Raw genomic sequence first — 15670 nt, forward strand, 5'->3', positions numbered from 1 at the left:
TAAAAACAATCTGTTAAAATTTCTTCACTTGGCTGGGGGTAAATGAAATGTTAAAGAATAAACACGCAGAGTTGGTAAGTAATAATGGTTTTTATATAAGTACGGACAAAAGCCTTTTGGATATAGAAGTAATACATAAATTCCTAAGTAATGAGTCTTATTGGAATGAGGGTATTTCCAAGGAATTAGTTATTGCATCCATTGATAATTCAATTATTTGTTATGGTATTTATGAAGGAAATCCAACAATTGGTTCTCCAAAACAGGTTGGCTTTGCACGGGTTGTATCCGATCTTGTTCGCTTTTCTTGGCTTGGTGATGTTTTTATACTTCCAGAATATAGAGGCCAAGGACTTAGTAAATGGTTAATGAGTGTGATCACAGAACACCCTAATTTGAAAGGAACAAGCTTTCAACTTGCCACAAGAGATGCCCACTCTCTTTATGCTCAATATGGCTTTAAGCCATTAGATTACGTTGAAAATAGAATGGCTAGGCCTCTTGATTGGGATGCGATAAATGATGGATATAAAAAAAATAAATGAAAAAGGACCTGAGTGGTCCTTTTTACTTAATATAGATGACATCTAAACAAATTTGTACATAAGAATATCATCAATGTATTCATTGTCATTTAACTTGAATTCTTTAATCTTACGTCCTTCTTCAACAAATCCCATATTTTTGTATAAAGCGATCGCTCTCTGATTTGTTGAGAACACGCCTAAGCTAACTTTTTCTATAAGTGGATTTTGCTGTGCCCAAGTTAACAATTCATTTAACAATAACTTACCTATCCCCAGATTTCTGTGTTCTTTTCCAATCATCATGGTAATAGAACCCGTATGGGATAATCGTTTTAGATTTTGAGAGGAGAACACGATTAATCCAACCACTTTACTGTCCATTTCAGCTACTAATATTGCTTCTCTTTCGTTCTCTATTATTTTTCGAATCCAATCTTGATGTTGTTCAAGCGTTTTGTTGTATTCTTCTATAACAGAAATAAAAAATTCACCTTCACTAACAATTTCACGCTGCAAATCTAAAACTGCTGTCGCATCCTCTAAGCAAACAGTACGAATGTTGGCTTTGACATTGTTTTTTGCCGTCATTGATTTCACCTCTTTATATTAATTCTATACTTGTTAGATTACATTTTGGGAGCTTCCATACCAAAATTAGCCCATTCTTCTTTTGACGGGCCATAAATACCTGGAACGTTTAAACCTGCTTGTCGCATTAGAATCGTCATTTGTCCACGATGGTGGTTTTGATGCTGAATCAAAAACAACAAAAGGGATCCATTTGGCATTTTTTGACCAAAAAAGTCTATACGTTCTTCTAAGTTTTTATCGTTCCATTGAGTTTTTAATGACTGTATAAATGAATTACTGGCTTGCTGGTAGCTGTCTGCTATAAACTGAGCCGAATCAGGAACGGGCCAATCTTTTGTTGGGGCCTCAAACGTTAAATTTGTATTTGAGGTAATTATGCGAATGGAAGAAACGGTGTGCCAAGCTATACGTCCTAAAGTCCAATTCTGTGAAGTAATTTCCTGTTTAAGTGAGTCATCAGTTAAATTATTTAGTAATTTTTGAGTAGCCACTGATTCATATCCCCAAGATTTTAAAAAATGATCTATGGTTGTGAACATAAAAATCCTCCTAAGTTTTTTAAATAACCACTTCGCTAAATATTTCAATTTTCCTTCCAATTATCATGAAAACACGAGAATTTATACGATAACTTGTAGTTCAACTATTTACAAGGCTCATTAAAGAAGAAAAATCCATGGTATAATTTTGAATAGTTAGACTTATTCAGATTGAGGAGGTAATGAGCCTAATGTCATCCCAAGCAGTAGATGAATTTTTAACCGAACAAAATAAAAATATGGAGGCACTTTATAAACCGGTTGTATTGAATAATTGGATGTCTGCAACAACAGGCAAAAAAGAGTGGAGCGAAAAGCATGAAAAGTCTTTAAGTGATTACTATGCTAATTTTTCTGAGCAGGCAACTTTTAATAAGGTAATATCGCTTAGGAAAGAGCAAAATCTTACTCATATTCAATTACGCCAATTAGACGATTTGTATAATAAAATGGTTAAAAACCAGCTTGATAAAAGTGACCTGGCTGAAACCTTAAAACTTGAAAAAGAGATTTCGTATGTATTTAATACATTTAGACCTACCTTTGAAGGGAAAGAAGTAACAAATAACGAGCTATTAGATATTCTTAAGAACAGTGATCAAAATGAACAAAGAAAAGAAGCGTGGCTTGCGAGTAAGCAAGTCGGAAAGAAAATTGAAAAGAACCTTTTGAAGTTAATACATAAAAGAAATAAAGATGCAAAAGCATTGGGATTCGATCATTTTTATCAAATGAGCTTATCAACTCAAGAATTGGATATTAATACTGTTTTTGATACGTTTAAACAATTAAAAGACTTATCAGATGAACCATTTCGTATCATTAAAGATGAAATAGACGAAGAACGGGCCAAAAAAATGAATATAAGAAAAGACGAACTTCGCCCTTGGCATTATGCTGACCCGTTTTTTCAAGAAGCTCCTTCAGTAGGAGGGGTAGATTTAGACAAATTTTATAAAGGTAAGAATCTAGAAAAGGTTGTTATCGATACATTCAGTTCCATGGGATTAGATATTGAAGATATCCTTAAAAAGAGTGATCTGTATCCTCGTGAGAATAAAAATCCATTTGGATTTTGTACGAATATTGATCGTAAAGGGGATATAAGAGTTCTAGTAAATATGGATGAAAGTGTATTTTGGGCAACTGCTCTACTCCATGAGTTCGGCCATGCTGCTTATTTTAAATATATTGATCAAAGCTTACCTTTTATTTTGCTTTTTCATTCGCACTCATTGACAACCGAAGCAATTGCCTTGTTTTTTGGGCGATTGAATAAAAATTTTGAATGGCAAAAACGTTTTCTAGGATTAGAAGAAGAACACCTAACAAATGAAATTCCAGCCATCGAAAAAATGCTGCAGCGTCAAATGTTAGTTTCTGCAAGATGGATTATGACTTTTACCTTTTTCGAAAGACAATTATACGAAAATCCTGACCAGGATTTAAATAAATTATGGTGGGAATTAGTGAAAGATATTCAATTTATTAATTCTCCTGAAGATTCAAGCTATCCTGATTGGGCTTCAAAAATGCACTTTTCTTTAGCTCCAGGCACCTACCAGGACTATCTACTAGGGGAATTAACAGCATCTCAGCTTCAAAATTATATGGAAACTCATATTTCTTCTGACTTATTTAAACCCGAAGTAGGTATGTATATAAAAGAAAACTTCTTCAAATACGGTGCTTCTCTGCATTGGAATGAGAAAATAAAAAAGGCTACAGGAGAATATTTAAACCCAATTTACTTTATCAAACAATTTTTTAATCTCAAAAGCTAGTTTCTTATTATACTAATGGATGCACTTCTTCAAAGAGAGAAGTGTGCTAGAGAACTTTAATGATAGTGGTGGTCTAGTTGGAAAAAATAATTCCTACTAAAATACATATTATAGGTTCAGTTGGAAGTGGAAAAACAAGTTTAGCTAGAGAGTTATCCTATAAGTTGAATATTCCATTTTATGAATTAGATAATGTTGTTTGGGAAAGGCATAAATCCGGCGATATAAGAAGAACGGAAGAAGAAAGAGAAGGATATCTTAATACTATTATTCATTCTGAAGCTTGGATTGTAGAGGGAGTTCATACCGAAGAATGGGTAGCAAATAGCTTTCCTCATGCTGAATTGATTATCTTTTTAGATACAAATTATTCGGTGAGAACCTATCGAATAATAAAAAGATTTGCCCTGCAAAAACTTGGATTTGAAAAGTCAAACTATAAACCAACAATAAAAATATTTTTTAAAATGTTTAAATGGAATAGGTATTTTGAGGAAGTCGGAAAGCCCAATTTCTATAATAAATTTGGAATATATAATGACAAGATAGTAGTTGCGAGAAATAAGAGTGAAATTGAAAACTCTTTTAAAGATAAATTTAATATTAAAAACTTTGGGAGAAAAAAATGACTCAAAATGGGATTGTTTTAGTAGCGAGTGTATCAATTTTCAAAGATGATGAAGTCTTAATCATAAAAGAAAACAAACCAACCGCTATCGATAAATGGAACTTTCCGAGTGGACGTATTGAGAATGGTGAAGACATTCTCTATACCGCTTGTAGGGAAGTAAAAGAGGAAACAGGCTTTGATGTAAAACTTAATAGTACAACTGGTGTTTATAATTTTATTAGTAGCACAAACGACCAAGTTATTCTGTTTCATTTTACTGGTGAGGTTACTGGCGGATCATTAAATCTTGAAGAAGATGAGATTATAGACAGTAAGTGGATCAAGGTAAATGATCTTATGAAATTTGAAGATGAAGAACTACGGGAACCAAGGGTCCTAAAGAAAATAATAAAAAACTTATTTAAAGGGAATATGCATTCAATTAGTCTTTTTAATGAATAACTTTTACTTGAATTACGGAGGTGCATCAAAATAGTAAAAATAGCATCTGCCATAGGAATATTAGCGGGTTTATCCAGTTTAATTTTATGGCTTGTTTTCAATTTTTTAAACCCTTATGCTAATCTAACAGATTATGGTCCAATGATAAGCACATTTTTAATGTTGTTTCTGCCAGCTTGTTTAGCGATCTATTCTTCATTAAGGGCTAAAATAAAATTAATGTTCATTGCTTTTATCTGGTCGTTGCCGCTTAGCTTATATTTTGCTATGACACCCGGTATTTTTGCTTTATTTGGTGTTACCTGTATTTCTTATTTGGTTAGTTTTCTATTAATGCTGCGATTAAAAAATTGAATTCTCTTTAACCGGATGGATGGCATTTCTTCTAAAAGGAGAAGTGCTTTTTTTGTTGGTGTAAAGTCAATAAAAGGAATTTTTTTCTTTAACATCGAAAAGATAGGTAAAACAAAAATGCAAGGAGAGAAGGCAGATGAGTGAGGAATTTCTTAGCAAACATTTTAGACTTGAAAAAGTTAGGGAAGGAATATACGCTGCAATCGCAAAAGAAGGAGGTGGAGCTGTAGCGAATGCAGGTTTTGTCGATTTAGGTGATAAAACAATCGTTTTAGATACATTTAACACACAGCAGGCCGCTAAGGATTTAAAGGATATAGCTGAAAAAATAACGAATCGACCAGTTACCTGGGTTATTAATAGCCATTGGCACGGAGATCATATTCGAGGCAACCAAACATTTAAGGATTGTCATATTATTTCAAGCCAAAATACATACGACAAAATGAAGGAAGTTCATCCATCTAGAATAAATAACCAGAAAAATGATATCGATGGTCTGAGAAATTATATTCAATCTTTAAAAGAGCAGATCGATCATTCGAATAATACCAATTTAGAAAATCAAATAAGCTTTTTAGGTGAGTTGGAAGTTTCATTGCCAACTTTAGAATTAGTATTACCGCAGCAAACATTTAAAGAAGAAATCGCTTTACATGGAACGAATCGCAGTGCGAAGCTTTTCACATTAGGTGGAGGGCACTCATGCTGCGATGCCATTCTCTATATTCCAGAAGATAAAGTCATATTCATGGGTGATTTATTATTCGTCGATTGTCATCCAACAATTTTTGAAGACTCAAACCCGGATAAATGGATTCAGATTTTGAAAAAGGTAGAAAGCATGGAAATTGAGATTGCAGTTCCAGGACATGGTTCAGTTGGAACGAAAAAAAATCTTTCAGAGGTAATAACTTATATTAATGATTTATCTGCCCTTGCACGAGATAGCAACAGCAATGAAGAAATTAAGTTACCTAACATCTACAAACATTGGAGTTCTCCAAAGATTTATCAACAGAATTATAAAACGATAAAAGCTTTTTATAATAGTTGAGGAAAAAGGGATTTTTCTTTTTAAGCGGATGAAAAGGCAAAAAACGGCCACAAAGAAAGCTCCAATGAACCTGAGAAATAGGGGAAAGGCAAAAAACGGTCACAAAGAAAGCTTCAATGTACCCGAGAAACAGGGAAGAGGCATAAAACGGTCACAAAGAAAGCTCCAATGAACCCGAGAAACAGGGAAAAGGTAAAAAACGGTCACATAGAAAGCTCCAATGAACCCGAGAAGCAGGGAAGAGGCATAAAACGGTCACAAAGAAAGCTCCAATGAACCCGAGAAACAGGGGTAAGGCGTAAAACGGTCACAAAGAAAGCTCCATTGTACCTGAAAAACTGAAAAGAGGCATAAAACGGTCACGATATAAAGCTTGATCGATAATAATATTTTCATATAAACAATAGTTCAACTAAGGTTCTAATATTGAACACTCAATAATTAAAAGGTGGACAAATATTATGAAATTAAAAAAGTATGTTATTGGCTTTTCGACAGGATATATTGTTTGCATGCTCATTACTTATTTTTTCTTTGATTTCTTTTCTTGGTCTTTCGCTGTTGGCTCGGCAATGGGTATAGTCCTATTTGTACTAATCATTAATTTACTGAGTAAGAGGGATAAATGATTTATGATACATAATTTACGATGACTATGTTAGGACTACATAATTTTGTCTAATATTATTCATGCAATGCCTCATTCAATAATGAGGTCTTTTTTTTATTTAATATGTAAATTTTTATATATAAATATTTACATATTAAAACAGAAGGGATAAACTAAATGAAATGAAAAATGTATTGAAGGGTGGTAATGATTTGTTACTTAAACACAATGATGCTTTTCGTAATTTATTTTTAGGGAGAATTTTCAATGTGTTTGCGGATTCTGTAATGTTTTTTTCTTTATTAAAGTGGATAGAAATACAATCGAATGAAAGTAGTGCTTTTACTCTTTTTTATGTTGCTTTCTATCTTCCAATTACTCTCTTCGCACTCCCAATTGGTGCGTGGCTAGATAATAAAACATTACAAAAAGTCATGGCCTATTCCACTGCCATTCGAGTCGTCATGCTAATCATCTTTTTAGCAGCGATGCCTTATTTAGCGTATCAATGGGTATATGTTTTACTAATCATAGTAAGTATTTTAGGGCTATTTTTTGTTCCGGCTAATCAAGCTCTTTTGCCTCATATCGTTGAAATTGAATATCGTCCATCGGCTAACAGTTTGCTACAATTAGGTTTTACTGCAGTCAAAATTTTTGGACAAGTATTTACAGCTTTCATGATTAAATTATCTATTTTACCCTCTACATTATTAATCGCTTCAGTTATACTTCTTCTACTTTCGCTATTTTTTATTAAAAAAATCAAACCATTGGTAAAGAAGGAACAGGTTACAGAACAAAGTCAGTGGGAACGAATGAAGGAAGGTATACGCTATATCACGAAACATATTCAACTCAAGCCCTTATTTTCTATATTAGCTTTGGCGATGTTTTTTGTTGCTTCAGTGGATTTAGTATTAATCTCATTTTTAAATGAAGTATTATTTGTAGGGGTCGAGAACTTAGGTTTTATTGGGACTTCGTCATTATTAGGGATTGCAGTTGGGGCAGCGATTGTTCCAAAATGGTATAAAAGAATTGAAAGAAAGTGGTTAATCATACCGCCCTTATTTGCTTTGTGTTTAAGTATTGGAAGTTTATTTTTTATTACACATTGGGTGATGATACTTCCATTTTTCTTTATGCAAGGGATTGCTTTAGGATGCTTTAATGTTACGTTTGTTACCTATTTGCAGGATGTGGTTTCAAGTGAAAATTATACGAGAACTTTTAGTTTATACAATATGATTGCAAGCTCGATGGCTTTGCCAGGAGTACTATTAGTGGGAGCATTATTAAACAGGATTGGGGTCTTAAATACGATTCTTGTTTTATCAGGAATTTTACTTTTGATTGGCATTTTCGGAATCTACTTAATTCCTCAGTTAGGGAAAGGCCGTTTAACAGAGTTTAGTGATGAAAATACTGCTTAATACTGAAAGGATGAAGCTATATGTCTTTGCGTTATGGAATACTGGGGATGTTAAGTAAATGGGAAGCCAGCGGTTATGATATCAAAAAAGAATTTGATGAATATATGAGTATATTCTGGCATTCTCATCTTTCACAAATTTATCCAGAGTTAAATAAACTTGAAAAAGACGAGCTAATTAGCAGTAAGCTAGTTAAACAAGTTGGAAAACCAGATAAAAAGGTGTACTCAATAACCGATAAGGGAAGAAAGGAGCTAATGAACTGGCTGCTCACTCCTCCTGAAACACTTAAAATGAAAGATACTTTCCTTATGCAGACCTTTTTTATGGACAATATCCCTGCTGAAGAAGTTCTTTTAAAACTAAGAATGTATAAAAAAGAACGACAACAACGACTCGAGCAGATAAAGATTATTATGCAAGATAGGTTGAATAGTATAAAAGAAAGAAATGTCATGAAGTCACGGATTTTAATGAGTTCCGCGGTTCTAAAGCGCGGCATTGAACAAGAAATGTATTATTTAAAATGGTGTGATGAGACAATAGAGTTAGTTGAAAAATGTAAATTTCTTTGGGCTAAGGAAGAGGCTGCGCGTATTGAGCATATTAATTCGCAAAGTGAAAATAAGGAAATCCAATCCACGGCTAGCGCCACGTATACCGAAGTCGAAGAAATCTTTTTAAAATATTTTGCAGGTTTAGTAGAGGAAGAAAAATAAATTACTGGGAGGAGGAGAAAAGCTGACAATTGGAATTGCAATCATTTTGGTTATTACATTAGTAGTAGCTAACCTGTTAAGTCGCGGTAAATCGTTTCATTCCAGTATGCAATAAAAGAAGGGGAAGGATTTGCAGGGGTGGCATTAATGATGCTCATGTTTCCACTTCTATTTTTGGTCGGACTTGTTCTCTTGCTCGTAGGGATTATTAAAAAAGGGGAGCTGAAACTATTTAGACAACAGCGCCCCTTGGAAAAATCGAAAATGAATAATAGAAGGCATACTAATCTGTTGTTATCAGGTAGTATGCCTTTTAAAATTCCTTAAAAGGTTGAAAGATAGTCCCTCCAAAAACCTCGAATGTATACTCCAAAATAACTAGAACCCCACCGTTTTTTCGACATGTATCTCTATCTTTTGAAATATATTTGTAATAATTTTGATGATTAATTTTTGATAGGACAGTGTTATAATAAAAAATGTGCGCATAACGGACAAAAATTGACCAATTTTGCGTAATTTTTCCATGATAAGATTATTTAATTCTACAATCTGCATCAATATCTAACATGATCGATTTCAACATAACCGGACAACAAACGACTTTAACTGTAATTGTATGATGTTAGTTTTTAGAAATAATAGATTAGTAGAAGCAACAAATACATACATACTAGCCCGTTAAAAAAATTATTAGCAGCCACTAGTTAAATAGAAGGGAGAAGCTGAGAAAGTGAAACGAAAACTTCTTATTCTAGGAATTGGAATCATTGTAGGTTATGGCAGCTTGAGTTATACGGTTCCTGATACTGCATATGCTGCAAATAAGCAGCTCGAGGATAAAAAGAAGGATGTTCAAAATAAGCGTTCAGGCGTCCAATCAGAAATTAACAGCACACAAAATAAAGTGGATGATATCAATGCTGAACAGGCCGTCGTTGAAAATGAAATTAAAAAACTAGATTTTGCAATATCTGACACAAACAGCAAAATTAGAGAAAAAGAGACTCAAATCGGAGAGGCAGAGAAAGAGATACAAAGACTCCAAGCGGAAATAGCCGTTCTAAAGGAGCAAATTAAGAAACGTGATGAGCTTCTGAAAGAACGTGTTCGGTCTATTCAAGAAAACGGCGGAGCTATTAATTATTTAGAAGTATTACTAGGAGCACAAAGCTTTGGAGATTTTATTAATCGGGTAAGTGCAGTAACTACATTTATGCAGGCTGATAGAGATTTGCTTAAGACTCACCAAGAGGATAAAGCAATGCTTGATCAAACAGAGGCCAAGGTTCAAAAGCAGTTAGATGAATTGAATCAAAAGAAGACAGAGCTTGTAGCAATGAAGAAAAAACTAGATAACCAAAGTGCTGATAAAAATAAGCTATTAGCTCAATTAAACAAACAAGAAGAAGAAATGCATGAGATGCTTCATGAACTTGAGGATCAGGATGCCATCCTTGCTGCTCAGGAAAAGGCAGTTAAACAGGAAATTGCAGCATGGAATAAAAGGCAGCGAGAGCTTGAAGAGCAACGGAGGAAGCAAGCAGCGAACGGCTCGGTTGGTGCAACACCGCCGGTAACGAGTGGTGCATTCATGAACCCGACTACTGGCAGTCTTACTTCACATTTTGGTCAACGATGGGGAACTTTCCATTCAGGTATTGATATTGGAAAAGGCGGGCGAACAGGAGCAGTTCCGATCGTCGCCGCTGCATCGGGTACAGTTATCCGTGCCAACTATGATCGAAGCTATGGGAATGTCGTGATGATTGCCCACGTGATCGATGGTCAAGTAATGACGACCGTTTATGGTCATATGGAAAGCCTTCATGTTTCGAATGGTCAAAGTGTTGAAAAAGGCCAAATGATAGGATATATGGGCAGCACAGGGAATTCAACGGGTCCGCATTTACACTTCGAAATTCATCATGGTGGATGGAACGGAAGCAGAACAAATGCAGTGAACCCACTTAAATATGTTTCTTATTAATTTTCAATAAAAGATTGAGAGTAGGCAAGATTTCTTGCAGGCTTTCAATCTTTTTTTTCTGCAAAATAGTAGACCTAATGAGCATTTGAATGAAATATGTAGAAAGAAGAAGGATAGTTTCTGTTTTTGTCGAATTATTCTAATTATTAAGTGAATTATGTGAATAATTTGATTTTAGAAAGGGTCTGAAAGAGATGTTTATTAAAAACTTAAAAATAAAAAATAAATTATTTCTATTAGTCATGACGTCCATCATCTTTCTTACTTGTGTTACGGCAATTGGTTATGTTTATATGAGCCAAATGTCTGAAAATACGGAGGAAATGTATTCAAAACGATTGATTCCAATAAAAAATATTAATCTTATTCGGAATAACAATCGAGCGCTTGATTCGTTTGTTTTAGAGTTGATGATCACAACGGACAGAGCGAAACAAGTAGAGTTAGAGACAAGAATGAATGAGAGATTTGAGGAAAATCGTCAATTAATAAAAGAATACGAATCCATCCGTCTTGATGCAGACGTCAAACAAAATTTTGGTCATTTAAAAGAGCAACTACAAGCCTATGAGTCCGAACTTCAAGAGATTATGAAGCTGGCACTGGCAGGTAAATCACTAGATGCTTATTCTCTATATTCAACTAAGTTGAGTAATATTCGCATTGCAGTAAGTGGATATTCCGATGTCCTTAGTGACAGTAATATTAAAGCAGCAGACCATTTAAATAAAACCAATGTCGAGAAAAAGAATCAAGCTACGATCATTATGATAGCTGTTTCATTGCTAGCAGCAGTGATTTTTACTGTAATAGGATTTGCGATTATTAAGATGATTACAGTTCCGCTGAAGGAAATGCAGCTTCACATGGCTAAAGCTGAAAAAGGGGATTTTACTATTAGAGGAATGGTTCATTCTAAGGATGAAGTGGGATTATTGTCTACGTCCTTTAACAGTATGGTGACGGGGATACAGGGACTTATTCAGCAAGTATCTCAAACATCTGAACATGTTGCTGCTTCTGCAGAGGAATTAACTGCAAGTGCTGAAATGTCAAATAAAGCAACCGAGCACATTGCAAAAACAATCGAAGAATTAGCCACTGGAACAGATAAACAAGTTCATAGTGTTGGTGAAGCGAAGAAAATAATGAATGAAATGTCTGAAGGTATCCGGAAAATTGCTGGCAATACACATAATGTATCAGGAACGGCCTTACACACATCGGAAAAAGCGTCTGAAGGAAATCAAACGATTTTAAATGCTGTTCAACAAATGAACTCAATTGATCAAACGGTTTCATTATTAGGTGAGACGGTGAAAGGTTTAGGTGAACGCTCCAAAGAAATTGGATCGATCATCGAGGTCATTACAAATATATCTGCTCAAACAAATCTACTTGCATTAAATGCTGCTATTGAAGCGGCTAGAGCTGGAGACAATGGCCGTGGGTTTGCTGTCGTTGCCGATGAAGTTCGAAAGCTTGCTGAACAATCAACCGTCTCTGCGCAAAAAATTTCATCTTTAATCACTTCTATTCAAAGCGAAACACAGTCTGCTATCCTTTCGATGGGACAAGCTTCTGTTGAGGTGAAAGAAGGAATCGAAATGGTGCATACTGCAGGAGAGTCTTTCCGGCAAATTCAAGGGTCTGTTAAAGAAGTAGCAAATGATATTTTAGAGGTTTCTTCAGCTATCCAGCAATTTGCAGCTAGTTCAGAATACATTCTTGAAACCATTCATGTAGTAAATGAAGTTGCAGAAGCAACTTTTACAGGTACAGAAGAAGTTTCATCCGCCACCGAAGAACAGCTAGCATCTATGGAAGAAATATCCTCATCCTCGCATGCACTTTCAAAAGTGGCAGAGGAATTGCAAGTGTTGGTAGGGGAATTTAGAGTGTAAGGTTAGATAAAACCATTTTCTAAAAGGAAGAGGCACTCCACCAATGATGGAGTGCCTTTTTATTAAATTTGAAACCTCATTTCCTCAGCAAGCTCCGGGAAATCAATAAACGGATTTCGGTTGCCTTGAATGCGGTAAATGGCTCGATTTCGATGTTTCTCGTGGATGGTGACGTTAAATTGATGGTTCCAGCTAATAAGGAGACCTAAATCGATTTGTTGTGAAAAAGGTTTCCGAATCGCCTTTGGATAGCGAAGCAAGAAATATAGCATGGCCCTTGCAGCAACACCCTTCCCATTTTCTGGCTCAAATTTTCCTTCGTTCGCCACTCCGCAGTGATTTTGAATTTTTTCTTCAGAGGATTCTGGGACATAAAAATCAAAATCATCGTATGGGAAATTTGAACGGGCTGTATTACATTCGGGCTGGCACACAAATAGATGGTGCAGATCTCCTTTCATTGGTTCTTTTCCGCCAAACCAAGATTGAGGGACGATATGCTCTGTATTAAATTTAAAGGTAGATTCAATATGGGCCATTTTTTTATGCAGTTCATCTAGTAAATACTTCTTATTTTTAAGGAGTCCTAGAAATTCGCCATATTTTTTCCGAATCGTTTCGAAGTCCTCTTCAATAATCGTTTTTGGATCCTTATGCTCACCGGAATATATGCTTTTAACAGAACCGTCAGGCTGCATATCAACCCAAGTATATAGAAATTGATCCTTACTAATAAAATAGGGGATTTGCTGTTGATGAGTTCTTTTGACTAGTTCATGATAATGAGCAAAGAGATGAATTGAATCCCCTATATTGGCGACGGATGAATAGTAGTGTTTTATATCTTTCGCATCTTGCTTCTCATTATAATAAAGCTGCTGATCGAATTGGATTCTTTCTGTATTTTCTTTTACAGTAGCTAAAGATTTACTTACATCTTTTCTATAAGATTGTTCTAATTCATTAAAGTTATCTAGTAAAATAGCTTGGGTTTGACGATCTTCCATACCAATCCACCCCTATAAGCTGTCTTTCTTTGTTTATATCATATTAGTAGAGTTACTGTCACCCTGTAGAAAATTGGATAAAACATAATATTGCTGTCTATTTATCTAGTAAAATTCAATAGACAATCAGCGGAAAGAAGATCCAATTTTTTTTTTTTTAAAATTGACAAATTTTATCCACTTTTCCAATAGTGCTTTTGATATTGTAGAAGTGGAGGGAAAATGATGAATGATATGATACTTACCTTTATTATTTTAATCGTCACAACGATCGCCTTTGTCTTTGGAAGATGGCGGTCCGATTTTGTTGCGGTTGCAGCATTAATTGCTTTATCTATAACAGGAATTGTCACTCCGCAGGAAGCATTAGCAGGTTTTTCGAACTCTGTCGTCATTATGATTGCAGGGCTATTTATTGTGGGGGCGGGCATTTTTAATACTGGCTTAGCGAATCAAATTGGAAAGCAACTCATCAAGCTAGGTGGAAAAAGTGAAATAAGGATGTTAGTCATCGTCATGCTAACGGTGGGCTGTTTTAGTGCTTTCATGAGTAATACTGGCACTGTCGCCATTTTGCTGCCGGTCGTAATGAGTATGGCATTGCAAATGAAGGTAAGCCCAGCGAAGTTTCTTATTCCGCTTGCCTATGCGAGTAGTTTAGGCGGGGTTATCACATTGATTGGAACACCTCCAAACTTAGTTGTGAATGCAATCTTAAAAGAACAAGATTTGGAGCGGTTTCATTTCTTCGGATTTACACCTATCGGAATCGTTGCTCTTATTACAGGAATTTTATTCATGGTGTTTTTCGGAAGAAAGCTTTTGCCGAGCGGTGCCGATTTTTCAAGTGAGGAATCAACAAATCTCTCATCTCGGGAATTAGCTGGTTTTTATAAAATATACGATCATCTTTTTCTATTAAAAGTTCTAGAGGGCTCCAGTATAAGCGGCAAGAGCTTAACACAGATTAATTTACCGGAAAAATACGGCGTTACTGTCATTACAATAAAGCGTAAAGGAAATGAAAGATTCCCATTTCAGTCGAAAGTTCCTCATTTGCTAACTCCGAAGGAACAGATAAAGGAAGAGGATTTAATTCTAGCTTTCGGGGAGAAGGAAGCGATTGAAAAAATAAGTCAGGACTATCAATTGCAGAAGCTAGAATGGAAGAATAAAGAGGATATTCACGCCAATTTCTTTTCAAGAGTATTCGGGCTAACGGAAATATTAATTACGCCGCAATCATCTTTTGTGGGAAAGACGTTAAAGGATGTTCATTTTCGTTCGAAGTATCACTGTAATACGCTCGCGATTAATCGCAGAGGGAGGTATATTCAGGAGAATGTCGCGAATACGAAGTTTCGGGTAGGGGACGCGATTATCGTTCACGGAAAATGGGAGGATATTGAATTAATTGACCAAGATCAGAGTAATATTGTTGTAGTTGGAAAAGTGGTAGATGAAGCGGGAACAGCATTTGCAGCGGGAAAGGCTTCTATTGCAGGCTTAATCATGTTATTCATGCTTGTTCTTATGACCACAGAGTGGATTTCACCAGCTATTGCTGTTATGATTGCAGCTTTTCTGATGATCGTTACGGGCTGTGTTCGCTCTATGAATGATGCATATCAAAAAATAAACTGGGAATCGGTCGTTTTAATTGCAGCCATGCTTCCATTAGCCACGGCCTTAGAAAAAACAGGTGGTGTTACTTTTATTAGTAAGATCATTATTGATGCTCTCGGTGACTATGGCCCATACGCCATTTTAACGGGCTTTTATTTCTTAACGATGACACTGAGCCAATTCATTAGTAATACGGCAACTGCTGTTGTATTTGCCCCTGTCGCCCTTGCAGCTGCACAAGCATTAGACATTAGCCCATATCCGCTGCTAATGGGAGTTGCTGTTGCTGCAAGCATGGCTTTTTCAACACCGGTCGCATCGCCGACCAATGCAATGGTTATGTCTGCAGGGGGCTATCAATTTAAAGACTATGTCAAAGTCGGGCTACCGTTACAGCTGATATTAGCCGTTGTCATGATTATCTTTATTCCGTTTGTATATCCATTTTAATAGT

The 15670-nt window shown here is 35.4% G+C and carries 14 protein-coding genes; 11 read left to right on the top strand and 3 right to left on the bottom strand.

The genetic code is table 11. The features are described from left to right. The first annotated feature begins 47 nt into the window (after positions 1-47). Positions 48-545, top strand: coding sequence for a GNAT family N-acetyltransferase (locus tag FSZ17_RS02710; protein WP_057775627.1), 498 nt, complete (start codon positions 48-50; stop codon positions 543-545). Positions 546-587: 42 nt separating this feature from the next. Here FSZ17_RS02710 and FSZ17_RS02715 read toward each other — a convergent pair whose 3' ends face one another. Both FSZ17_RS02715 and FSZ17_RS02720 read right to left on the bottom strand, forming a co-directional pair. Then, the gene (locus tag FSZ17_RS02715) at positions 588-1115 is read right to left on the bottom strand and encodes a GNAT family N-acetyltransferase (RefSeq protein ID WP_057775628.1); all 528 of its coding nucleotides are present in this window, start codon (positions 1113-1115) and stop codon (positions 588-590) included. A 38-nt stretch (positions 1116-1153) separates the two neighbouring features. Beyond that, positions 1154-1657, bottom strand: coding sequence for a DinB family protein (locus FSZ17_RS02720; protein WP_057775630.1), 504 nt, complete (start codon positions 1655-1657; stop codon positions 1154-1156). 191 nt (positions 1658-1848) lie between these two features. Here FSZ17_RS02720 and FSZ17_RS02725 point away from each other — a divergent pair, with 191 nt between their 5' ends. The 9 genes from FSZ17_RS02725 (at position 1849) to FSZ17_RS02765 (ending at position 12583) form a co-directional block, all read left to right on the top strand. Next, a complete protein-coding gene (locus tag FSZ17_RS02725; protein WP_057775632.1) occupies positions 1849-3441 on the top strand; it encodes a M3 family metallopeptidase in 1593 nt (530 codons plus the stop codon). A gap of 77 nt (positions 3442-3518) precedes the next feature. Next, positions 3519-4070 carry a P-loop NTPase family protein gene (locus FSZ17_RS02730; RefSeq protein WP_057775633.1) on the top strand — a complete coding sequence of 184 codons (552 nt, stop codon included), beginning with the start codon at positions 3519-3521 and terminating at the stop codon, positions 4068-4070. Further along, complete coding sequence (locus FSZ17_RS02735) at positions 4067-4513, top strand: NUDIX hydrolase (RefSeq protein WP_057775635.1); 447 nt, start codon at positions 4067-4069, stop codon at positions 4511-4513. The genes FSZ17_RS02730 and FSZ17_RS02735 overlap by 4 nt, the downstream gene beginning before the upstream one ends. 490 nt (positions 4514-5003) lie before the next feature. Further along, positions 5004-5924, top strand: a complete 921-nt coding sequence (locus FSZ17_RS02740) for an MBL fold metallo-hydrolase (RefSeq protein WP_057775637.1) — start codon at positions 5004-5006, stop codon at positions 5922-5924. 461 nt (positions 5925-6385) lie between these two features. Next, entirely contained in the window at positions 6386-6553 is a 168-nt protein-coding gene (locus FSZ17_RS23255) for a hypothetical protein (RefSeq protein ID WP_156416267.1), read from the top strand. Between the two features lie 193 nt (positions 6554-6746). Beyond that, positions 6747-7970, top strand: coding sequence for an MFS transporter (locus tag FSZ17_RS02745; RefSeq protein ID WP_057775639.1), 1224 nt, complete (start codon positions 6747-6749; stop codon positions 7968-7970). 20 nt (positions 7971-7990) lie between these two features. Beyond that, the gene (locus tag FSZ17_RS02750; protein WP_057775640.1) at positions 7991-8689 is read left to right on the top strand and encodes a PadR family transcriptional regulator; all 699 of its coding nucleotides are present in this window, start codon (positions 7991-7993) and stop codon (positions 8687-8689) included. Between the two features lie 733 nt (positions 8690-9422). After that, positions 9423-10679 carry a murein hydrolase activator EnvC family protein gene (locus FSZ17_RS02760; protein WP_057775644.1) on the top strand — a complete coding sequence of 419 codons (1257 nt, stop codon included), beginning with the start codon at positions 9423-9425 and terminating at the stop codon, positions 10677-10679. A gap of 194 nt (positions 10680-10873) precedes the next feature. Next, positions 10874-12583, top strand: a complete 1710-nt coding sequence (locus FSZ17_RS02765) for a methyl-accepting chemotaxis protein (RefSeq protein WP_057775646.1) — start codon at positions 10874-10876, stop codon at positions 12581-12583. Between the two features lie 62 nt (positions 12584-12645). Here FSZ17_RS02765 and FSZ17_RS02770 read toward each other — a convergent pair whose 3' ends face one another. Then, positions 12646-13590: an endonuclease I family protein gene (locus tag FSZ17_RS02770; protein WP_057775648.1), complete on the bottom strand. Its 945-nt coding sequence runs from the start codon at positions 13588-13590 to the stop codon at positions 12646-12648. A gap of 222 nt (positions 13591-13812) precedes the next feature. Here FSZ17_RS02770 and FSZ17_RS02775 point away from each other — a divergent pair, with 222 nt between their 5' ends. Beyond that, entirely contained in the window at positions 13813-15666 is a 1854-nt protein-coding gene (locus tag FSZ17_RS02775) for an SLC13 family permease (RefSeq protein WP_057775650.1), read from the top strand. Positions 15667-15670 lie beyond the last annotated feature (4 nt).

It is taken from the genome of Cytobacillus dafuensis (genome assembly GCF_007995155.1).
GTDB lineage: Bacteria > Bacillota > Bacilli > Bacillales > Cytobacillaceae > Cytobacillus > Cytobacillus dafuensis.